The sequence below is a fragment of the Acaryochloris marina S15 genome (genome assembly GCF_018336915.1).
GTDB lineage: Bacteria > Cyanobacteriota > Cyanobacteriia > Thermosynechococcales > Thermosynechococcaceae > Acaryochloris > Acaryochloris marina_A.
Genome location: NZ_CP064923.1, coordinates 3,872,190 through 3,894,932, shown reverse-complemented (window position 1 = coordinate 3,894,932; position 22,743 = coordinate 3,872,190). Strand labels below are relative to the sequence as shown.

At 48.5% G+C, this 22,743-nt stretch carries 17 protein-coding genes; 10 read left to right on the top strand and 7 right to left on the bottom strand.

Features of this window, described 5'->3' with window-relative positions; translation table 11 throughout:
• Window positions 1-99: 99 nt before the first annotated feature.
• Both uvrC and I1H34_RS32965 read left to right on the top strand, forming a co-directional pair.
• Complete coding sequence (uvrC, locus tag I1H34_RS17890; protein ID WP_212662350.1) at window positions 100-1,980, top strand: excinuclease ABC subunit UvrC; 1,881 nt, start codon at window positions 100-102, stop codon at window positions 1,978-1,980.
• 419 nt (window positions 1,981-2,399) lie between these two features.
• The gene (locus I1H34_RS32965; RefSeq protein ID WP_235109184.1) at window positions 2,400-2,603 is read left to right on the top strand and encodes a hypothetical protein; all 204 of its coding nucleotides are present in this window, start codon (window positions 2,400-2,402) and stop codon (window positions 2,601-2,603) included.
• Here the strand turns inward: I1H34_RS32965 and I1H34_RS17885 are convergent.
• From I1H34_RS17885 to menA, 4 genes are all read right to left on the bottom strand, one after another.
• Window positions 2,600-3,517: an NAD(+) kinase gene (locus I1H34_RS17885; protein ID WP_212666329.1), complete on the bottom strand. Its 918-nt coding sequence runs from the start codon at window positions 3,515-3,517 to the stop codon at window positions 2,600-2,602. The two genes, I1H34_RS32965 and I1H34_RS17885, sit on opposite strands and share 4 nt — an antisense overlap.
• Window positions 3,518-3,537: 20 nt before the next feature.
• Entirely contained in the window at window positions 3,538-4,518 is a 981-nt protein-coding gene (locus tag I1H34_RS17880) for an SDR family oxidoreductase (protein ID WP_212662349.1), read from the bottom strand.
• A gap of 89 nt (window positions 4,519-4,607) precedes the next feature.
• Window positions 4,608-5,594, bottom strand: a complete 987-nt coding sequence (locus I1H34_RS17875) for a DnaJ C-terminal domain-containing protein (RefSeq protein WP_212662348.1) — start codon at window positions 5,592-5,594, stop codon at window positions 4,608-4,610.
• Between the two features lie 323 nt (window positions 5,595-5,917).
• Window positions 5,918-6,808 (bottom strand): 2-carboxy-1,4-naphthoquinone phytyltransferase, encoded by an 891-nt coding sequence (menA, locus tag I1H34_RS17870; RefSeq protein WP_212662347.1) that lies wholly within the window; start codon window positions 6,806-6,808, stop codon window positions 5,918-5,920.
• Between the two features lie 227 nt (window positions 6,809-7,035).
• On the opposite strand from menA, the gene I1H34_RS17865 reads away from it, so the two are divergent.
• The 8 genes from I1H34_RS17865 to I1H34_RS17830 all read left to right on the top strand — a co-directional run bounded on the left by I1H34_RS17865 (window position 7,036) and on the right by I1H34_RS17830 (window position 20,562).
• Window positions 7,036-8,451 carry an isochorismate synthase gene (locus I1H34_RS17865; RefSeq protein ID WP_212662346.1) on the top strand — a complete coding sequence of 472 codons (1,416 nt, stop codon included), beginning with the start codon at window positions 7,036-7,038 and terminating at the stop codon, window positions 8,449-8,451.
• A 102-nt stretch (window positions 8,452-8,553) separates the two neighbouring features.
• Window positions 8,554-10,314, top strand: coding sequence for a 2-succinyl-5-enolpyruvyl-6-hydroxy-3-cyclohexene-1-carboxylic-acid synthase (menD, locus tag I1H34_RS17860; RefSeq protein WP_212662345.1), 1,761 nt, complete (start codon window positions 8,554-8,556; stop codon window positions 10,312-10,314).
• A 409-nt stretch (window positions 10,315-10,723) separates the two neighbouring features.
• Window positions 10,724-11,905, top strand: a complete 1,182-nt coding sequence (locus I1H34_RS17855; RefSeq protein WP_212662344.1) for a response regulator — start codon at window positions 10,724-10,726, stop codon at window positions 11,903-11,905.
• A 58-nt stretch (window positions 11,906-11,963) separates the two neighbouring features.
• Window positions 11,964-12,326, top strand: coding sequence for a response regulator (locus I1H34_RS17850; RefSeq protein WP_212662343.1), 363 nt, complete (start codon window positions 11,964-11,966; stop codon window positions 12,324-12,326).
• Between the two features lie 11 nt (window positions 12,327-12,337).
• Window positions 12,338-12,808: a chemotaxis protein CheW gene (locus I1H34_RS17845; protein ID WP_212662342.1), complete on the top strand. Its 471-nt coding sequence runs from the start codon at window positions 12,338-12,340 to the stop codon at window positions 12,806-12,808.
• Window positions 12,809-12,919: 111 nt separating this feature from the next.
• Window positions 12,920-15,388: a methyl-accepting chemotaxis protein gene (locus I1H34_RS17840; protein WP_212662341.1), complete on the top strand. Its 2,469-nt coding sequence runs from the start codon at window positions 12,920-12,922 to the stop codon at window positions 15,386-15,388.
• Window positions 15,389-15,437: 49 nt separating this feature from the next.
• Window positions 15,438-17,393 carry a methyl-accepting chemotaxis protein gene (locus tag I1H34_RS17835; RefSeq protein WP_249369363.1) on the top strand — a complete coding sequence of 652 codons (1,956 nt, stop codon included), beginning with the start codon at window positions 15,438-15,440 and terminating at the stop codon, window positions 17,391-17,393.
• 61 nt (window positions 17,394-17,454) lie between these two features.
• Window positions 17,455-20,562: a response regulator gene (locus I1H34_RS17830; protein ID WP_249369362.1), complete on the top strand. Its 3,108-nt coding sequence runs from the start codon at window positions 17,455-17,457 to the stop codon at window positions 20,560-20,562.
• Here I1H34_RS17830 and I1H34_RS17825 read toward each other — a convergent pair.
• Genes I1H34_RS17825 through I1H34_RS17815 form a run of 3 tightly spaced genes read right to left on the bottom strand, consistent with a single transcriptional unit; the run spans window position 20,537 to window position 22,564 of the window.
• A complete protein-coding gene (locus I1H34_RS17825; RefSeq protein ID WP_212662340.1) occupies window positions 20,537-21,298 on the bottom strand; it encodes a nucleotidyltransferase domain-containing protein in 762 nt (253 codons plus the stop codon). The two genes, I1H34_RS17830 and I1H34_RS17825, sit on opposite strands and share 26 nt — an antisense overlap.
• Window positions 21,288-21,644: a DUF6717 family protein gene (locus I1H34_RS17820; protein WP_212662339.1), complete on the bottom strand. Its 357-nt coding sequence runs from the start codon at window positions 21,642-21,644 to the stop codon at window positions 21,288-21,290. The genes I1H34_RS17825 and I1H34_RS17820 overlap by 11 nt, the downstream gene beginning before the upstream one ends.
• Window positions 21,629-22,564, bottom strand: a complete 936-nt coding sequence (locus tag I1H34_RS17815) for a nucleotidyltransferase domain-containing protein (protein WP_212662338.1) — start codon at window positions 22,562-22,564, stop codon at window positions 21,629-21,631. The genes I1H34_RS17820 and I1H34_RS17815 overlap by 16 nt, the downstream gene beginning before the upstream one ends.
• Window positions 22,565-22,743 lie beyond the last annotated feature (179 nt).

Below are 22,743 nucleotides of genomic sequence, written 5' to 3'. Positions count from 1 at the left end.
ATCAGTCATAAAATTTGATCCCCCATCTCCATCTTCAATGGATGGAGATAGGCTTTAGGATCTAAATATGAATCGCTTTATGGACAGTGACGCATAACCGTGACCGATGCCGTTTCGACAACCACCCTGCTCAAAGATCGTGATCGATTAGAAGCCAGACTTAAAGAGATCCCCCCCGAGCCGGGGGTGTATTTTATGCGAGATGCCAATGATGACATCTTGTATATCGGCAAGTCCAAAAAGCTGAGAAATCGTGTCCGCTCCTATTTTCGACAAATCCAAGACCATCCTCCTCGCATTGAACTGATGGTTCATCAGGTGGTGGATATTGAGTTTATTGTCACGGATACCGAAGCAGAGGCTTTGGCCCTAGAAGCCAACCTGATCAAACAACATCAGCCTCACTTTAATGTTCTCCTTAAAGATGACAAAAAATATCCTTACCTCTGTGTGACCTGGTCCCAGACCTATCCCCGCATCTTTATCACCCGCAAACGAAGGCTGGGAAAGGCACAGGATAAATACTATGGCCCCTATGTTGATGTGTGGCAGCTTCGTCAGACCCTGCGGTTGGTCAAACGTCTTTTTCCCTTACGACAACGGCGGAAGCCCCTGTTCAAAGATCGTCCCTGTCTCAATTATGAAATTGGTCGCTGTCCTGGTGTTTGCCAAGCCTTAATTACGCCAGAAGCCTATCGCCAAATTCTGCAAAAGGTTGTGATGATTTTTCAGGGGCGCACGACTGAGCTGATCAACACCTTGTCTCCGCAAATGGAGCAGGCCGCTGAAGATCTAAATTTTGAGCTGGCAGCGCGGCTGCGGGATCAGATTAAGGGCTTACAGGGGTTGGGGGTTGATCAAAAAGTTGCCTTGCCCGATGACACTGTATCGCGAGATGCCATCGCCCTCGCTGCCGACGATCAAATTGCCTGTGTCCAGCTTTTTCAGATTCGGTCCGGACGCCTAGTGGGCCGTTTAGGGTTTATGGCCGATGCCCAATCAGGCTCCCTGGGAATGATTTTGCAGCATGTGCTAGAAGCCCATTACGGTAGCGCTGACCCTGTAGAACTCCCCTTGGAGATTTTGGTGCAAACTGAGTTGCCAGAAACAGACTTGTTAGCGAGCTATCTCAGCCAGCGGAAGGAACGCAAAGTCAGCATCACCTGTCCCCAGCGGCAGATCAAAGCTGAACTGATCGAAATGGTCGAACGCAATGCCCAATATGAGTTAGCTCGTACCCAAAAGAGTCGAGATCGCACCCTCAATGCCCTCCAGGACCTAGCCGATCTCTTAGACCTTCCAGACCTCCCCCATCGGATTGAATGTTATGACATCTCTCATATCCAAGGGTCTGATGCCGTCGCCTCTCAGGTGGTCTTTATCGACGGTCTACCCGCTAAACAACATTACCGACGCTACAAAATTCGCAATCCCGATATCAGGGCAGGGCACTCAGATGATTTTGCCAGCCTAGCGGAAGTCTTACATCGACGTTTTCGCCAGTATCATGAATCCCCGGAACAGCCTCGACAGGGCACCTCTGACTGGCCTGATCTAGTGGTTATTGATGGAGGCAAAGGGCAGTTATCAGCAGTCTTAGGATCTTTAGCAGAAATTGAAGTCGTTGAAGATCTACACATCATCAGCCTAGCCAAGCAACGAGAAGAGATTTTTCAGCCTGGAGAAAGCCAGCCATTGCCGACGGACTCTGAACAGCCTGGCGTCCAGCTCATTCGTCGCTTACGAGATGAAGCCCACCGATTTGCCATCAGCTTCCATCGACAAAAGCGATTAGAGCGAATGCGGCGCTCGCGGCTAGATGATATTCCAGGGCTCGGTCACCACCGCCAAAAAGAACTACTAGCCGCTTTTCGGTCTGTTGACTATATCCGGGAAGCTAGCCCAGAGCAATTAAGAGCCGTCCCTACGATTGGCCCTCAGCTCGCTCAGAAAATCTATGATTATTTTCATCCTGCTTAAAAAAGATGACGTTAGTTGATCTTTCTATAACAACAATAAAGTATTTTGATAGATTATTTTTCTTGAGAATATTATTAACGCATCTATCAAACTCAGAAATTGTGATCGGGTATTCTGCTTTTACAAAAAATTAATCATCCCGTCAGCAAAGTAAAAAAAGTCTTTTTTGTATGATCCCCAACCTTCAAGCTCAATAGTTTACAGAAGTATTCCCTCTGAGAAATGGTTTTCGCCAACGGGGATCAAATATAAAATTCATTGAAAAATCTCAGTCACCTTTAAGAAGTCGATGCTATAAAAGAGGGGATCAAGGGTTCGAAATTGTCAACAAGCTTAAGATTTAAACACATTTTTTTAATCTTTTTTTTAGCTTCTGTCACTGGGTCACTCACTTCTCTCTTTAACAAAGGTATTTAATTATGAGTCGCATAGAAAAAGTTCGCTGCCCCAACTGTGGAAGCCAGCATGGAGAGCGTCACCATATTGATAATTTAATGCGCACCCAGTGTATAGAATGCGATTATTTGATGATCACTGATGCCAAGACCGGTGAGGTCGTTGAGGCCTATGCACCTGGACTTTATATGCATCAGCTTAGGAGCTGCGCACCCTTGAAAAGCTAAGGCAGCTCTACTGATGTTGGCTTAGCAATGTGGGGTAGCCCCCAACCCAGTTTTTCCCGCAGGATTTTGAAAAACTCTGGAGATCCCAATCGGATAAAACGAGCTGAATAGGGCGACTTAATTACGCGAACGCGATCGCCGGGTGCTATGTAGCATCCGGCGTTTCCGTCTACTTCCAGCACTAGCTGCTGTTTGTTTGCCGGAACGACCTCTAACGGTTCTGTATCTGCAAATACCAATGCTCGCGACGCCAGGGAGTGGGGACAAATCGGGATCAGCTGCATCACCGGCACACCGGGCGCAATCACAGGGCCACCAGCAGCTAACGCATAAGCTGTAGAGCCTGTTGGGGTAGATACCAGCAGGCCATCCGAAGCAATATCAACCACTGCATGCTCGCCAACGGCAATTTCAAAGTGGCACATCCCTGCTAGCGGTTCTTTATGAAGCAACATCTCATTGAGAGACAGAGCTTCCCAGAGGACTTTGCCGTCCGTAATTACCTGTACCGTCAGAGTAGCGCGCTCTTCTACGGAAAACTGACCTTGCAACAACAGCTCGAGAACATCGTCTAATTGATTGACATAGGTTTCCGTCAAGAACCCCATATGTCCTGTATTCACCGTCAGCATGGGCACATTACAGGGAGCCAGTTGTCTGGAGGCAGACAAAACAGTGCCATCTCCACCTAAGACAATGGCAAATTTGATATCCTCATCAAATCCGTTAGGCACCAGCTCATCAATGGCTGAGAAACAAATCGGATGCTCGGGTCGAGAATATCCAAGAATGCCGCCCACCCCTGTAGCCAAAGAGACTTGCCAACCACAAGCATGCAGCTTGTCTTTGAGTTCAGTCGCAATTCGGCACGCGAACGGCTTGAGTTCGTTATAGATAATGCCAGCTTTCGGCACGCTCAAGGTTCAACCTATCGTTAGGAACTGGGAGTTTTGAAAGGGCTCCGTTTGCGGGATTGTTTTTGATTCTTTTCGTATTCCAATTGCTTAAGTTTCTTGAGAATACGATCAAAATATTCTTGCATATAGGCTTCCAGAGTAGCAATCTCAGATTCATCCACTCCAAATACCTTACAGGTCTCTGCCATCGGAACGGTAATTGGAGCCTGAGACGTAACCACTTCACTAAACGCTAAGCGATCGGCAATGTTCCAGCTCCATTGGAAGAAACGGGCTATTTTCTGCCCACTCCGCAATAAGCCAATCGGCATCCGTGTGACTTTGGCGGGCTGATTAGCAATATTCTCGCAAAGAGCCACAATTTGTTCAGGGGACCAATCTTTAGGGCCAGCTAAATCAAAGGTTTTGTTTTCAGTTTCAGGATGGGAGAGGGCATTCACCGCAAACTTAGCGATGTCTTGAGTATCCATGTAGGCCGTTGAGGTCGCCTCATTCATCACCCAAACGGATTGGTCTTCTAGGATGGGAATAGCATATTGCCCAATGAGACCTTGGAAAAAACCACAGGGCCGTAGGATCGTGTAGTTGAGGCCAGATTCTTTAAGAAACAGCTCGGTGCAGTTTTTAATATCCATCAAGGGCACATTCGGATAGTTCTCTGCCCCCAAAATAGAGAAAAAGACAAATCGCTGGATACCGGCTGCTTTGGCAGCCTGAATTAATGCAACCTTGCCATCCCAATCTACTTCTCGAATACCGATGGAATCTGTGGCTCGAACCGTTGAGGCGTCAATGACGGCAGTATGGCCTTCCATAGCCAATCTGAGGGTTTCTGGATTCCGTACATCTCCTTTAATCAGAGAGGCTCCCCATTCCCTAAGAAAAGTGGCAGCACGAGGTGCGCGTACTAAACAAGTGACCTCATGTCCCTCATCTAAGGCTCGACGGGCAATTTGCCTGCCAAGTGTTCCTGTAGCACCGACAATTAATAGATTCATGAGGTCGTAAATTACAAATCTTAACTTTTGTAATATTTTATCAGAAAGTTGAGGGTTGCATGGGTGAAATCAAGAGATTTCTCTATTCACTAACGGGATTTTCCCGGTAGATTTGAGCGGGGATCATACTGCCGCAGGCTAGAAAGTTTCTCATATAAGTCTTTTTCGGCTGCACTGAGATCAGGGGGGGGAACGATTTGAATCTTGACTACTAGATCGCTGGCACTCCCCTTAGCCCTCGGCCATCCCTTCCCTTTTAAACGCAAGGATTGTCCGGATTTGATACCGGCAGGAATATTCATGCTGACCGTTCCGGTCGGAGTAGGAATATCAACCTTGGCCCCCAAGACAGCTTCATCTGGAGCAATGGGTAGAGTACATAGAATATTCTCCTTGTCAAACTTGAAAAAAGGATGGGAGTCTAGTTTGACTTTGAGGTAAAGATCCCCTCTGGATTGATTAATGGGGTTCACTTGCCCTTTACCTTTGACTCGAATCCGGCTACCGGGCTTTGTACCGGGCGGTATCCGAACGGTGATGGTCTCAGTGCCGCCAATAGTCAGTCGTTTTTCTACGCCTTCTAAGGCTTCCGAAAAGGTCAATTTTAATTCTGCTTCTGCATCTGCAGAAATACTAGGGGTGTTGAAGCCTGCGAAGTCTTGAAACCCACCAAACCCTGGCGTACTGGATGTACCCCCACGGTAAGAATAGTTTTTGGAACTGGCCGATGAGTTACCTGCCCCAAACCCACCTGAAAACCGCCCTAATAACTCATTGATAAAGTCGTCAAAACTGCCATATTGTCCAAAGTCAACATCGAATCCTCCAGCCTGTCCACCGGCTTGATTCCAATATTGGCCATACTGATCGTATTTGCGTCGTTTATCTGAATCTGACAGCACTTCGTAAGCTTCGCTGATTTCTTTGAATTTGGCCTCGGCAGCTTTATCTCCCGGATTCATATCCGGGTGGTACTTTCGAGCCAGTTTACGAAAAACCTGTTTTATTTCTGCTTCACTCGAAGATTTATTCACCCCAAGAATTTGGTAGTAGTCTTTGTAATCCGCAGCAGGCATTGGCGTTACTCCTAGGGTCAAGCAAGACAAAACAACAAATACTGGGTACCAACCTATCGGTGTCAGTCCGTTGGTTTCCAGAACAGGCAACCACGCAGTCTAGGGGCAAGGAAGGATCATGCTCTTTGTTTATCTGAGGATGAAAGCGTCAAAACACCTGAGATAGAAGGGTTGGCGTAACTTTACCCTAACAAGTTTATGGCATTAATATGTTCGGTTTTTGCTAAAGCAGGGTGAGGCATAACCGTACTCTTCTTATAAGTTCTACTTCATCACAACGGGTGACTCAAAGCCGAGGTTCCTCAAGCCTAGAACAGCATAGTTTAAGCCAGTAAACCAATACCTAACAAAAGACCACTGACAAAATGTAGACCTACGGCGATAAACTTACAGTCCTTAACTAGGTCAGGCTGATCGTGATAGCGCCAAACATGGCGACAGAGATGGATGGCTAAGGGCAGACTCACGAAACTCAACACAACCCCATGGCCAAATAGTTTGAACACCATAAACATCAAAATCAGACCAAAAATCCCCCCACAGATCCAAGGCAATAATCGGGCGCCTCGAGCTGTGCCTAGACGAGCAATGGGGGAGCGCTTTCCTGCCGATAGATCATCTGCTATTTGGTGGAAATGGGAGCAGAACAGAATCAAGCTTGTGGTGAGGCCAATAATGATAGCGGCAGGTAAAGGGCGAGTTGACCAGGTCTGGGTTTGGCTATAGTAGGCTGCGAAAACGGCAAGGGGGCCAAAGGTAATAAAACAAATCAGTTCTCCTAAGCCTTGATATCCCAAGCGGAACGGCGGGCCTTGGTAGGTGTAGCCGAGGAAGCAGCTGAGTAAGATTAGAGCCAATACAGTGACATCTTGCTGCCACCAGGCAATCGCAACTAATCCTAGACAGCCTAAGCCCAGAAAGCCATTCGCTAGCCAGAAAATCAGGGATTGATTGCCGGTTAAATTCACCAGGGAATGGGCCTTGTTCACGTCAATTCCGGTGTCGGCATCAAAGACATCGTTCGTGAGATTGAGCCAGGCAATAATTAAGATGGCGGCGCTGAGGAACGTCCAAAAGATGGGGATATTTAATTGCTGTTGTTCTGACCATGCGATCGCAGATCCTACCCAAATCGGTATCACGGCCACACTATACATGGGGGGCTTTAGGGCAGCGAACCACAGCTTATGAGTCGGGAGGGTTTGGGTGGTCATAGAAAAATTGCAATGGCCTTCATTAAGTTTAGGGTACAGGATTGGCACTTTCTAAGCATTTGTGAACAAGGGGGCGGTGAACCGCACGGGTTGCCCCTTTCAATGGTTAGATGGAATATTAGGTACGAAGTCTGGCCGGACGTAGCGGTAATGCTACAGCCAGATTGTGTCCTTTACATTGGAGGTCATCTGCACTCCCGGCGGCCCACCTTGCTATCCTCGATTTCATGACAGTAACTTCCTCTTCTGCCAATTTATTTCAGGACCGCAAGTCACTCCACGAGTTTCTCGCTTCCTGTCGTACAATCGCCCTTGAAAAGGAACATGCCCAGGTTGTCAGTCTTTCTTTGGAACTACCCAAGTTAGACCCATTGGCTGCCCTAGACTTGCTGCAACAGGCAGACCATCCTCATTTTTATTGGGAAAAGCAGTCGCAACGAACTGCGATCGCAGCAACGGAACCGTTACTCCATTTACAAATCGATGGTACTCAACGGTTTACCCAGGCCCAACACTTTATCTGTACTTCTTTGGTGGATACCGTCTCCGCGGGTGCCCTCCATCTTCCCTTTGCGGGACCTCATTTTTTCTGCAGTTTTACCTTTTTTGATCGCACGAATCAAGAACAGGCGTTTTTTCCTGCCGCTTCCGTTTTCCTCCCCCGCTGGCAAGTCGCTTGTGTTCAGGACCAAGCAGTACTGGTTGCTAACGCTGTTATTGATTCGGAAACCGCTTTAGAACCTTTGGCTCGGAGCATTTGGGAACGTTGGCAGCTACTGCAAACCCCTCGTCGCTGTCCTTCACCGCGATCACAACCCTCCCAATTTACCTATCCCCAATTAACCAATGCAGACGCTTTCACAACAGCGGTAGCCGATACCTTAGGCCTTATTAAGGCCAACAAACTGCAAAAGCTGGTCTTAGCCCACACATTAGATGTCAAAACACCTCAACCACTGGATTTATGCCATGCCTTGGGGACACTCCGGGAACGCTATCCAGAATGTTATGTCTTTGCCGTTAGTAATGGTCAAGGCCAGAGCTTTATTGGCGCTAGCCCTGAACGACTGATTGAATTACATGATCACCACCTCGTTACGGACGCTTTGGCCGGATCAGCGCCTCGGGGACTTTCCCATGAAGACGATCAGATCTTAGGGAATCAACTCCTCAGCAGTAAAAAAGATGGCCATGAACATCGAGTGGTCCTAGACTTTATTCGTGATAGCCTCTGGGAATTGGGCATTACCCCCCAAGTCACCTCTTTGCCTCATCTGCTCCAGCTCCCCAATATTCAACATTTGCGTACCCTAATCACTGCTGAAGTCCCTCAACATCTGCATCTACTGGAAATTTTGGCAGCATTACATCCAACACCTGCTGTAGCAGGAATGCCACGAGAAGTCGCTCAACAGCAAATTCACCACCAAGAAACCTTTGAACGCCATCTATATGCAGCACCTTTAGGGTGGATTGATTATCAAGGGAATGGTGAATTTACAGTAGGCATTCGTTCAGCGTTGATAAACGGCTCCCAAGCCCGGCTCTATGCCGGGGCAGGAATTGTAGCTGGCTCTGACCCCCAACGAGAACTGGCCGAAATTCAGCTCAAACTCCATACTCTACTCGATGCACTGTTGTAAGGAGATACCCTGTGCTCGGGAGAAAAAGCGGCTACCGTCCATTCCTTCCCGCCAACCCAACAGCCCCTTCCATTTAAATCAAACGTTTGTGACGCGAGGACGATGACCCTAGATTTTCGCAATGTCAATATGTTGTGGTCATCGATTATCGCGGAAACCCTCAGTCGATTGGGGTTAACGACTGCCATCATTTGTCCTGGGTCACGGTCAGGGCCTTTAGCCATTGCCTTTGCCCAACATCCTAAAATTGAAGCCATTCCAGTACTAGATGAACGTTCAGCAGCTTTTTTTGGATTAGGGATTGCCCGTCGTTCAGGCTTACCTGTCGTATTAGTGTGCACCTCTGGGACCGCCGGGGCCAATTTCTATCCAGCCGTGATTGAAGCAGAAGCTAGCCGGGTGCCGTTACTGCTGCTCACGGCGGATCGACCCCCAGAATTACGCCACTGTCATGCCGGGCAAGCCATTGATCAAGTCAAGCTCTACGGCCAGTACCCGCGGTGGCAAGTCGAGTTAGCGTTACCCAGCTCAAATCCTGACCTGCTGGCCTATTTACGACAAACTTGCCTTTATGCCTGGGAGCAATCACAGTGGCCCGTCCCCGGTCCTGTTCATCTAAATGTTCCTTTTCGGGATCCGCTGGCCCCGATCTCTGACCCTGAGACGGAAAGTCTATCTGAAAACTTTGACGTTGATCAATTTTTTTCTGCTGCCCACCCCTTGCCCTCTATTCAGACTTCGCTCAATCTTCAGACCATCAACACCTATTTGCACAAATGGCTCAGCTGCGATCGCGGCATTATCATTGCAGGGCCAGCCCAACCCAACGATCCAGAACAATACTGTGTAGCAATCGCCCAACTCGCTCAAACACTAGGTTGGCCTGTGTTAGCGGAAGGTCTATCCCCCCTGCGCAATTGGGCAGACTGTAATTCTTTGCTCATTTCAACCTATGACTTGTTATTGCGCAACCAGACCGTTGCCAATCAGTTCCGACCGCAACAAGTGATTTGCATCGGAGAATTACCGACTAGTAAAGTCTTGAGGACATGGCTTACCCAGGGTCGTTCCCAAACCTGGAGCATAGACGCCACTGATCACAATGTGGATCCACTGCATGGTCTCTCTATTCCTGTGCGCGTTTCTGTGGAAGGGTTAATCGCATCTATCCCAGCATTCAAGAAAGAAAACTTCCAGCAGCCCACGGAATATGCAAAATCTTGGTTAAGCGTCGATCAATCTGTACGAACGCTGATCAATCAAACCATGCAGACACAAGCAGAGCTGACAGAAAGTAAAATCGCCTGGTTACTCTCTCAAGTCCTTCCCCCCAACACCCCATTATTTATTGCCAATAGTATGCCAGTTCGAGACATGGAATCTTTTTGGCAGCCGGGGTCCCTGCATATGCAGCCCTACTTCAATCGGGGGGCCAACGGTATTGATGGCACCTTATCTACAGCTCTAGGGATGTCCCATCGTCAAAAAAGTAGTGTCCTGTTGACAGGGGATTTAGCGTTGCTCCATGACACCAACGGCTTTTTGTTGCGAAACCACTGGCAAGGCCATTTGACGATTATTCTTGTTAACAACGGTGGCGGGGGTATTTTTCAAATGCTACCGATCTCAGCATTTGAACCCCCATTTGAGCAATTTTTCCGTACCCCCCAACAGATAGATTTTGAGCATCTAGCAGCAACTTATCAGGTTGCGTGGGAACGGATTGAGTCTTGGGCACACTTGCAACAAGCCTTAAAACCCTTGCCAGAAAGCGGCTTACGGATATTAGAAGTCTCCTGTGATTGCCAGAATGATACCCAATGGAGGAGAATAACCTTTAAGGAATGCGTGAAAAGTCTCTAAATGCTAGGAATTTCTCTAAAAGTTCCATCATTTTGGCTAATAAGCTGGGTTAGATTCTTTCCATCTCTTATGAGCTATTTCTGGGTACATAAGGTGAAAAGCTTTCAAAATCAGTCTATTATTCAGCCACTAAAGCTTAATGAGGTCATTACTTCAATAGACTAGCGCTAACTGGGGGAAGTAGGGGGATTGACTCACATCAACAATCCAAAAGAGTCCTATTTCGAAACAGAGAATTTCTTCCTGCCAGAAATATGGGTTAATTGGGGAACACTAGGGCTGTAAGGATGAGCTACAGGCAATAGATTCTCAGAAGAACATTCTCTAAGTTGAGGGTTGATTTCAACTTAAAGAGTGATTTCATCCAAGATCTTTTGGTTGTCAATGATCTTGTTGCAGAACCACTAAAATGCAGACTTTAGAACAAACTCAGCAATTTTCTTTTCAGTCCCAAGAACTGCCAACGAAATTACTAGATCCCGCACTTGTTCACAGTGACGGACATTGGAAGATACAGTTTTCCCGCTTGGCGAATCGGAAAGAGAATACCTTCGGCTATCTGGGCATTACGGATGCAGGAACCATTAGCTACTCCGGCTATCGCCCTTGGAATAGTCGTGAACTCCTACAGACTGCAAAACGCTATATTTTGCAGACTCGACAGGACTCTCTCAAGCCCCATGTCGCCCGTTGGCAGTCTGCCCTCAAAGAGCAGAAGATTACTGCCCATGCCATGTATGAGCATATGTTGCAGCTGGGGATTACGCCAGAACAGATTCAACAAGCGTTGCGATTGAAAATACTCAATGACTTCGACGCGTTTTTAACCTTTGGTGCTGGCGAAGCGTCGTTCATCCCCAGTACGCAACTGCGAGACCTTATTCCAGTCCCTGGTTTTTCGATGGCTGGGCTGTTGGATGAAGCTCAGAAACGCCAAGTCTTATGGCAACAGTTACGACCTATTATCCCTTCGATGCAGATGTTGCCTGTGCTAGATCCTCAGGTCCTGGAAGCCGCAAACTTACCTCAATCCCAAAGACAGTGGATTGAAAAAGTGGTTCAGCACCAGCGCCCCCTCAATAAGATTGCCATTGGTCTGGCGAAAGATCCCCTAGAAGTTGCCAGACTATTTGCCAAATGGGTGCGGGCAGAGTTGCTGCACCTAAAGCCCTTGCCACAGACTCAATCCACTAAGGTGATGATTATCGATGACTCACCTTTAGTGCTGAAGCAATTTCACAGTCTGGTGGGAGCCCTTGGTTACCAGGTTGAAGTTTGTCAACAAGCTGAAATCGCCCTACAACAAATCGCTCAAGTCAAGCCTGGTATTGTTTTTATTGATATCAATATGCCCGGAATTACGGGTTTCGAATTAGTGAAGGAAATTCGGCAACAGCCTAGTTTAGCGGCAATTCCGCTGGTCATTTTAACGGGGGAACAAAAGCTATCTAATAAATGGCGGGCCCAATGGAGTGGTTGCGAATTCTTGACGAAACCCTTGGCATCGACAGAAATCAATCAGTTCCAACTGCAATTGCAGGAATTGATCTATGCATTAGTCTTTGGTCCATCTATGATCGTGGGCGCTTAAGAACACACCACTTTACCCAGCGAGTTATTAACTAAGCAAGTTTTTTGGAGTTAGGAAGATGCGTTTATTAGTCATTGATGACAGTTCTGTAGATCGATTGGCATTGGTCACAATGTTGCAAAATCTAGGCCATGAAGTGGATGAATGTGATGGCACTGAGAATGCCCTACCTCGAATTGAGACGGGAAACTACAACCTCGTTTTTCTGGACGTTGTCATGCCTGGACAGGACGGCTACAAATTTCTTCGTTCTCTCCGGCTTAACCCCCCGACTGCCGACCAATATGTGGTGTTCTGTTCCAGTAAGAAAACGCCATTAGAAGTGAACTATGGCATTAAGCGGGCTGGGGCTAATGATTATCTCACCAAGCCTGTCACCAACGAAACGATTGAAGAAATCTTACAGCGCGTTAGTTCGTAATGGAGGTATAGATGTCAGCTACCGCAACAACCGAACCCATCGTCTACTCTTCGACTTCCATTAAAGAGAGGTACATCCTCACTCAGGTTGGTTCATGGGTGTTGGTTTTCCCCGCCCGTTGGGTCGCTGAAATTTTTAGAGTTCAAAGATCTAGAATTCTAGATCTGCCTTTTTATCAATCTCCATTGGTCGGCGTTACTCATCACAACAGTCAAATTATTCCCTTGACCTCAGCTCATCAAGTGTTGCAGACAACAGAAAACACCCTGCGCGAAACCGTCACCGTACTTCAGTTAAGTCATGAAGCAGAAAGGTTAGCCAATATGGGAATTATTGTTGATAAGGCCCTCGGCAGTGCCAGCAAAGAAGAACTCCCTCCAACCGTTCTAACCACGCAAGCGCTCCACCCTCCAGACACGGACTCCAAGGTTCTATTCCAGTCTGGTTGGTTTCCCTCAGACTTGTGGCATCCTCAAGGTTAGGGGGCGTTTCTTAGCCCAAAATTTTTCTAATGTGGATTCCCGATACACCCAAAAGACAGATTGTGCTGTCTTATTTGATGGCCTTTCACGTACTGTAATCAGTTTGCGCTTATGAACTCTGATCAACTTCAGCCCAGCATCTCGGATCAAGCCTTCTCGATCCAGTATTACTCTCCCTTACACCACGCTAAACAGTTTGTTAGAAAGAACTTAGTGGCAACCCTTTCCATATCTGTTGCCACTAGCCTATTAGTGACAGCAGGCTGTGGGGTTAGTATCTGGAATAGTTCACGCAACCTAGAACAGATTGCTGAACGCGAACTTAAGCTGCAAAAGCATACTGGGGAAATTACCTATTTCGATGAAGTGCTCACCATGTCGGCGCGCATGGCCGCTAGCACGGGGGATTTGGTATGGCTACAACGCTACGAGCAACATGTTCCTTTATTGGATCAAGCCATCGCTCAAACCTTTGACAATGTTACTGAGGACATCCGGGCCGATGCGAGTAAAACGGATGCAGCCAACAAACGGCTGATTGAACTGGAAGAGCAGGCGTTTGGACTGGTCAAGGCTAACAAGGCGGAAGATGCACAAAAACTACTGGCAGGGGAAGAATACGAACTCCTTAAAGCCCAATATACAGAAGGCAATCGACAGGTCACGAAACGCATTGAGATCTTTATTGACCAACAGCTAGAGACTTCTCAAAACCAACTCAAAAATTCCATTGGTTTTGCCGGCTTGGTGGCTTTCCCCATCCTGTTGGCAGGCTGGATTTTGGTTTTAGTTGCCGTCCGTGACTACGTCCGAGATAAACAAGACTCCCAGGACAAGATTAATCAATCCCAGCTCGATCAATTGGTTTTGAATAGCCAACTCCAGGAAGAGATCGATTCTCGGAAGCAGCAGGAAGAAGAGGCCCGCCAGGATAATGACCAATTGCAAGGAGACATTATTGAGCTACTGGATGTGGTTGCCAACGTCGAAGAGGGAGACTTTACTATCCAAGCAACGGTGAATGATCGAGCCACCGGCTTAATTGCAGATACCCTCAACCGCTTAATTGAAGAGCTCGGCAGTATTCTCACCCAGGTTTCGGCAACGTCCCGCCAAGTTTCGGCTAGCAGTACCCGCCAAAAAGATATTTCCGAGGTTGTGGCCCGGAACACTGATCAGCAATCCCAAGAAGTGATGCAGGTATTGGGCTTGATCAATGACGTTCGCTCCTTTGCCACCAACGCTGCTCAGCAATTGGCGACGACCAATCGGTCTTTGGTGACCCTCAATACTGCTGTGGCTCAAGGTCAAGTTGAGATTGGCTCTTTGGGTGAAGAAATTGATGTACTGCAACAGGGTAGCGATCGCATCGTGCAGCAGATGAAAACCCTAGGGGAATTCGTGGGTTTGACCGATCAATTTGTGCAGGACCAAGGAGACATTGCTGAACAAACTCAGATGTTGGCTTTGAATGCAGCGTTGGTGGCAGCAAGAGCCTCGGAACAATCCGATCCTAAGAGGTTTGCTCAAGTGGCTCAAGAATTTGAATCCATCGCCAACCAGGTGAGCCAACTCGCTCAAAAAACTAACGACGGACTCGGTTCTCTAGAACAACGAAGCGCCCAAATTCACCGTGTTGTGGCCGATGTGGATGCCGATGTGCAACGTCTAGGCGGCGTGGTGGATGACTTTACCCAAGGGGTTCGACATACCCAATCTGTGTTCCAAGAGGTGCAGGAGGTGACGGGGCAAGCGGTAGAGTCCGGTGAAACAGTGGCCAAGACCAGTGAAGATATTGTTCAGACCTCGGAACAAACGGCAATGACCATGGAGGCGATTGCCCAACTCTCGACTCAAATTGCGAGCCAGTCGGATGATGCGCAACAGTTAGCAGATGCCATGAACCTGCTTTCCGATGACTTGTTAGGGAAAGTTCAAGTCTTCACTCTGCCAGAAGAGGAAGATTTCACCATTCTACAAACGTCTCCCTCTCCGCAACCTGAGGAATTTACGGCCGATGAACCATCCGAAGAATTAAGACCGATTGCGGAATCAGAAGAATTCACGGCTGATGAACCATTTGAAGAATTAAGTCCGATCGCGGAATCGGAAGCATTCACTTCTGAGGCCCAATTCGAAGAGTTAACTTCTGCATTGGAATCCGAGGAATTCACGACGGCTGAACAATTCGAAGAATCTGTTTCTACTGAAGAATCCGAAGAATCTGTTCCTGTTGGGCAAACTGAAGAACTCACTCCTGTTGCGGAGGTTGAAGCGTTCACTCCTGCTGCAGAATCCGAGGCACTATTTCCTGCTATAGACTCTGAAGAATTCACTCCTGGATTGGAATCTGAAGAATCTGTTCCTATGGGGCAATTCGACGAATTCACGCTTGCTGAGGAATCTGAGGAAACTCTACTTCCTGAGTCATCCGAATCGTTCATTCCTGCAGGAGAATCTGAGGAGTTAACGTCAGATTCCGTATCCGAAGACTCTATTCTTGCTGAACAATCCGAAGACTCTATTTCTGCTGAAGAACCTGAAGAATCCACCTCATCCGAGTCAGCACTTGCAGTTTAGATTCCCGACATCCATTCCCAATTATTTGGTCCACTGACACTAGGTACACATGATGATGACTGGCCCATCCCTTTCTCCCCTATCTGAAGATGCTCCTATCGAGCAGGTTGAATCTTCAGCGGTTTCCATAGAGGAAAATGATCAGGGCTCTTGGCTTCAGCGCGTGCAACAGCGCTTACAGAATTACTTAGTTGGTACCATTTCAGCATCTGTTTTAGTCAGTTTGGCCCTCACAGGTACCTCTGCTTGGAATATCTGGCGGATTAATCAGGGGCTAGAAACAACAATTGCTAAAGAGTTTGAACTGCAAGAGTTGAGTGGCTCCATTGTGCATTTGGACGAAGTGCTGACCATGTCGGCACGGATGGGAGCAAGTACCGGCAATACGCGATGGGAAGATCGATACAACGAATATGTACCCCAGCTAGATATCGCCATTGGCAGCCTATTGGATCAGGTCCCCGTTGCCGAGCAATCGAACCCTGGGCAAACAGATGAAGCCAACAAAAAGTTAGTGGACTTCGAAACACAGGCCTTTGCGTTAGTCCGTCAGCAAAAAGCCCCCGAAGCCCTAAAGTTACTCCTGGGTCCTGAGTATGAAGCTCAGAAAAAAATCTACAACGATGGGATTCAGGGGACGTTGCAAACGGTTAAGAACAACGTGCAGACCCAGTTGGGTATTTATCGGCAACGATTGACTTGGTCTTTGTCCTTTGCGCTCGTTAGTTTGGCCGTGTCGGCACTGACTTGGTACATCGTCTTTCTAGCGGTTCAGGGGTATATCCGAGAACGGAAGCGATCTCAAGCTGCTTTGGAATCATCAAAAGTGGATCTACAAATGGTGAACCAGCAATTAGAAGCTCAGCTGGAACAACGGTCTACCCAAGAACAAGCCATTTTAGCGGAGAGCGAGCTGTTCCAAGAAGATGTGGGTCATATTTTGGATGTGGTTTCAGCCATTGAATATGGAGACTTGACCATTGAAGCTCAGGTCAACGACCGCGCCACTGGTCTGATCTCAGATACCCTCAATCGTCTAATTGAATCTTTGCACCGGATTATGTTGGTGGTTTCTACCACTGCTAGCGAAATTTCGAATAATACGGAACAGCTAGAAACCTTAGCAGTTGAGACCAATGAGCGGGCCCAAAGCCAAACACAGTCCGTTACGGATGTGCGATCGCTCATGGAAAACGTCAACACCCTAACGACCAATTCTCGGGAGCAAGCCACCACCACCGAGAACGCCCTGGACCTAGCCAAAGCCGCCGTTGAAACCGGTCAGCAGGAAATGAACGCGATGGTGCAGGGAATTTCCACCCTGGAAGAGGGCACCGAACAGATCGTGAAACGAACCCAGCTCTTGAATGAATTTGTGGATCTGGCCGCCCAGTTCTCTAAAGATCAAAAACGTGTCGCCTCTCTGACTCGCGTTTTGGCCTTGAATGCTTCTATGCTTTCCACTCGGGCCTTAAAAGAAAAAGACCCCACCCAATTTGCCAGTATTGCCAAAGAATTTGACACCATCTCTCGCCAAGTCAATGACTTGGCCGCTGAAACCAACCAGACCCTAGCTCAGCTCCAGCAACGAACGGATCAAATTCAGACCGTAACATCAGGTCTTACTCAGGATGTGGGCGATATCAACCAGCTCGTGAATAAGTTTACGGATGAGGTGGGTAAATCCCGACAAGCCTTTACCAATATGCAGGCTGCTACTGACCAAGTCGCCTTAGCAGGACAGGAGGTCCGCCAAGCCAATGACGACATTTTTGAGGCGGTGCAAAGTACACTCATCGCCACTCAAACCATTGCCCGCGAAGCGGAAGATTCAGCCTCCCAAGCCAACATTACCCAAGAGCAGGCGGCTTCCATGGGAGAGTTAGCCCATAACCTCGCCAATATGGTGGAATTCTTCCAGCTCAAGACGATGGCCGAAGATAGTCTATCTGATCCTGACCTGAAATCAGCCAATATTCCCTTAGCCGTTGCGGCTGAGTCTTAACAGGGGGACTGGATTCACCGAACCACCGCTCCATAAAACCGACCTTTTTCGTCCTACCGAGATGATGACTGACCCCGACTTCTCCTATTCGTCCCCCGTCAATCCTGCAATCAGCGATCCTGAAGCTGAGCTGCAGAAAGAACTGCAGGCCATGTTCGAGATTGACAGTCAAGAGCATCTGCGGTCCTATTTTCAGCTCTCTCAATCCCTCAATCCAGCCTCCTGGGTTGCAGATATCCAGAATATCTATCGGGCTATCCACACGATTAAAGGGAGTGCGGTCACGGTAGGGGCCGATGCGGTTCTCCATGCTGCCATGGTCCTAGAGGACCTGCTCTCTGATTTGCGTTATTTAGAAGAAGCACCTCCCCTAGAAGATGGGGTCTTGCATCGCATGCTCCTAGAAGCAGGTGAACTTCTGGGGAGTTGTTTGCAGCTATCGGGCCCCGAAGCCCAAACTGCAGTCACTCCGACGGTTGACCGCATCAAAACCCTGCATGAGCAGATTCAGCTGAACTATCTGCCCAACTGGGATGAGTTGACCCAAGTTCATCAGGAATTTGCAGAACAAGGTTTCGATCTAGTCATTTTAGAACTAGAAATGGCTGTCAATCAGCTGAATACCCCCCAGGTTTCCTCCCCAGCCTTGACCAAGGCCCAGCAAATGTTGAGCCAGCTCCAACAAATTGGTCAGGATCTCCAATTGGCAGAGGATTGGTCCAAGCTGATAGAGAGTGCCTCTCAGCTCCAGCAGTTTCCATTGACTGATGTATGGCGTCAGCAATGGCCGGTGTACTTTGATTTACTCAAGCACTGTGCTAAGCAAAGTGGTCAGTTAACCCCTGACCAACAAGAGCGGTTCGACACGCTAATCACATCACTGCCAGAAGAACCGATTCAAGTCCCCTCCCCCGCTCAGGAAGCTGAAGCAGTATCTCCAGGGGCGGTTGACACTAGCTTTGATGACCTAGATGTAGATATCGATCTCGATGCAGATCTCAGCTTTGATGACTTGGATGGGGATATTGATCTAAGTTTCGATGAGATGGACTTGGATCTGGCAGCAATGACCCCTGCTGAATCTGTCCTCTCTGGTGCCATTGCTGAAGATCAATCTGAGGCAGCCGATCTGGATGACATGGCCGATCTAGATGATATGGCTGATTTGTCCGATGAGTTTTTGGCAGAAGCCGATGACATGGACTTCGATGACCTCATCGACCTAGATTTAGGCACCGGCGATCTGCCAGATCTGCCCGCCGCTGTAGCGGACTCTGTTGAGTCATCCTCCCAGCCTGGCCTATTCCCTAGCGCTAAGCCATCTACGGCTCCTGCAGCTCCGGCTCCCACAAAGCGGGAAATCAAAATTCCGGTTCCTTTAAGCCGACTCAATCAATCCTCTCAACAAGTGGTCGAGACCCTGCTGACGGCACGGTCAACCTTTAATGAGTCTTCAACCCTCCAATCCCAACTGTCCCAACTGACGGCCCTTACTCAAGAAAGCGCAGAATATATTTCTAGACTCCGACAACTCCAGGATGACTATGCTTTGTTGCGCGATATCAGTGACGTGCAAGATTCTGACAGTGGCGTCTCGATGGAACGTTACCGCCAGGGTTACACCACCATTAATCGCCTCTTAGAAAATATCTTGCGGATGGCAGAGCTAGGGGCAGAGCTAGAAGGCACTACTCAACACACCGTCAGCAATTTGGGGCAGCTCAGTCGCAACATTACTCAGCTCAAAGATGGTATTGAAACCAGTCGCCTGGTTCCCTTTAGTAATCTCACCCTCCGGGCCCGAGCCATCCTGCGAGACTTGACCAATCGCTACGATAAGCCCGCCCGTTTAGACATTAAAGGTGAGCAAGTCGAACTGGATGCAGGGGTCGTCCAACAACTCGAACCGGCCTTGCTCCACTTACTCCGCAATGCCTATGACCATGGCATCGAGACGATGGATGAGCGACTAGAGCGCGGCAAGCCAGTGCAGGCCACCATTCAAATGACCCTAGAGCGGCGAGGAAATTTATATCGGCTATTGCTGCAAGACGATGGTCAAGGGATTGATGGTCAGAAAGTTAGTCAGATTGCCCAAGAGCGGGGCTTTCCCCTAACCCAAACCAACACGCCCGCCGACATTATTGCTGTGCTCTGCCAGCCCGGTTTCAGCTCCCGCAGCTCCGTTAGCGAAGTCTCGGGTCGAGGCGTCGGCATGGATGTGGTTGCCAATCAAATTACCAATATTGGTGGCCGGTTACTGCTAGATACCCAGTTGGGACAAGGCACCACTTTTATTATTGAAATTCCTGCTCCGCAGCTATTAGTCCCTTGTGTCCTACTCAAAGTCGGGGAACGGACGGTGGCGGTACCCACAGATGACATTCGGGAAACCCTCTTGGCGAGTGCGAACCAACTGCAGCCGCCAAAAGACAGTGATCTAACCTGGCAGCTCTCCCTGAAGGAAGGCTCTGCACCGGGCTATGGGTTGGCAGCATTTTGGCATGAATCAACCCAAGTGTCGGACACGGCTATTTGTGTTCGCATCTCCCTGCTAGACAACAGTGATGTTTGGTTAATTGCGGATGATTTGTTGGGCCAAGAAGAACTTCTCATTCAACCTCTGCCCCATCCCCTCATCAGTCCACCAGCCCTCATGGGGGTAAGTTTACAAGCCGATGGTCAGTTGCTGAGTATTTTAGATCCCCTGGAACTTGCTCGGTCTTTGGCTCAACAACAGCCCCAAACCAGCAAAGTTCAGGAACAACCCAGTACCCCAGTGGCTCAGGACGTCCAAACCATTTTGGTGGTGGATGATGCTGCCCTGATGCGTCGGCGGTTGGAGAGCAGCCTGAATACCTACGGATTTGCGACCTTTACCTGCAGCGATGGCCTAGAGGCCTGGCAATGGCTGCAGGCCAACGGCGTGCCAGATATGATGATTACCGACGTAGAAATGCCCAATATGGATGGGTTCACGTTAATTGACCGCTGTCGGCAGTCCGATATGGAAATGCCGATTTTGGTCGTGTCGTCTCGACTCTCTGAAGAATGGGGAAAAGAGGCAGAACGCTTAGGGGCCAACGATTATTTGAATAAAGGGTTCTCGACGCCAGAGCTAATTAACTGTGTTAAAACCCACCTCAACAAGCAGCCAGCCGAATGTTGACCAACAGATCATGGAGGTCAGCTGCAGCAGAGGGGCTGTCTGGGAGGATGCTGGACTGGCTAGCATTTTCTAGGCACTGTAAAAGACGACTATATTCTTGGTGGTAGAACCCCTGATCAGTCTCTTTAATCACGGCTTGTTCTGGACCAAATGATTTTTGGGCGATTAAATCGGGAATATAAGGCAATTGAAATTTCTCGTTCAAATGCCTGAGATTGGCTTCAATTTCGCCCGTTTGCATCAGATGAATTCCTGTTAGTAGCACCCGAAAGACATAGAGCAGGGGCTTGACTCGGGCTGGGGATTCTTTGGTAAAGAGTCGCCATTGGGTCTGGGCAAATCCCAGGTAGTGATGACTATGGTGCCGAGTGATGCATCGGGTTGCGATCTCTTTCAATGCATCATGCTCAGGAGACGACGCTACAATCAGTGGAGAGTAGAGCTGCTCCAGCACATAGCCATTTCGCTTTAGCAGCAACCCCATAAATTTCTTGACATCGTGAGTCACCAGATCCAGCTCGATACCCTCCTGATCGGCAGAGATTTCTCGTGTGTCGGGTCCTGTCTGTAGACCCATCACTTCCTTCAGGGGCAAGATATGAACGCCTCGCAAGTCATAGTCTGAATCAGCAGAGGGAAACCCATACAAATGGGCACCGCTAATGGTGGCAAACAGCAGGGGATAAGGCTGTTGTGCCACGACATCTTTAAGCTGAGGCGGTAAATCAAAGATCATGGGATTTGGCCTCGGCTTGGCAAAACAGCTGGGGCGGTGCATCTGCAAAGTATTTGAACAGGGCTGGACAGAGCCATCCATCCATCTTCTCTGCCGACCAGCGATACCAATGGCCACCAAATTCTGGCCGCAGCCACTCTAGCTGAGCCTGATACCCCGGAAAAGGGGTTTGAGCAAAAATCAGCTTAAATCCCTGGTCAGCTTCTGGAATATCGATCACTAAGCGATCGATCATTTGGGGAATACCGCTGACAAAGGGTTCTTGAACCAAGCCCGCTTGCGGATCGTCAAATACCCACATTTCTTCATACCGATAGGGGGCAATTACCATCATTGAATTTGCCATGACTGGATCTCCTTGTCTTGCACCATGCTTTGTCGTGCTTCGATCAAAAAAGCGTTGGCTTGTTCATAATTGGGGCGTTCTGGTAGCTGGGTTTGGGCAAAGGCTTGCTCAAACTCCCGATGGAGCTGTAGCCGCCACTGATCCACCTGGGACCAAGTCCAGTGCTCGTATTTTATCCCCAACAGTTTTTCGCGATAGTCACTCATATCCACGGGGACAAACCCTTCCTTGAGGACGGTAATCCCAGACAACAGCAGCCGAATCAGATGCATGGCATGTTTCCAACGGATGTGGCCTTTGGTCCGCAAGTCCTGCTCCATTTTTTTGAACTGGGAGAGGGCATAGCCATTGTAGGTTTGATAAACCAACCGGGATAAAAACATCGTCCGCTGGTCCAGGAGCGTTTGCGCTAGGGGTGTGGCTGTTTCAATTAGGGGGGAATAGAGACATTCCAGCACATTGGGATTGGCTTTGAGGGCCAAAACAATAAACTTCTGCAGCTCCCAATAGCATTCTTGAGCGGGTTTATCTTCAATTTGTTCGGGAATGCCATACAGGGACCAATGCAAGGGGGCTGGGGGGAGGTAAATGCCCCTGCGATCGCAATCTGAATACTGATCATCCAAGCCATAGGCCCGCGAACCGACAACACAGCGATAAATCACGTAATCTTGCAAGTTGTAGTCTGCTAAAAAGTCGGGAAGCCCTTGGATTTGATACTGTTTGCGCAGGCTAAACTGGTGCCGCTGTAAATGTAAACAGCGGCCATCGGGCAGTTCAATCTCATAGGAATGGGAGTTATCGGTGGGTGTTCTAACAATCTTGCCTACAGCTCCTGCTAAACAGACACCGGACTCAGTATTAACATCGACCCGGCTGACCACTTGGGTACCCACCGGCACAATCAAATGGGGTTTCATGAGTTGTAGTTTCCAAGTTTTCTAAAATAAATTGGAAAGGGCATGATAATGTAGTATAAATACTACATTATCATGCCCTTATCTTAACCCAGTCCGCTTTTATCACTTCTTGCAAAGAAAAAATAGAATATTCTAAGCCTGCATTTACCTAGTAAACAATGTCAAGCTCACCTCATGTC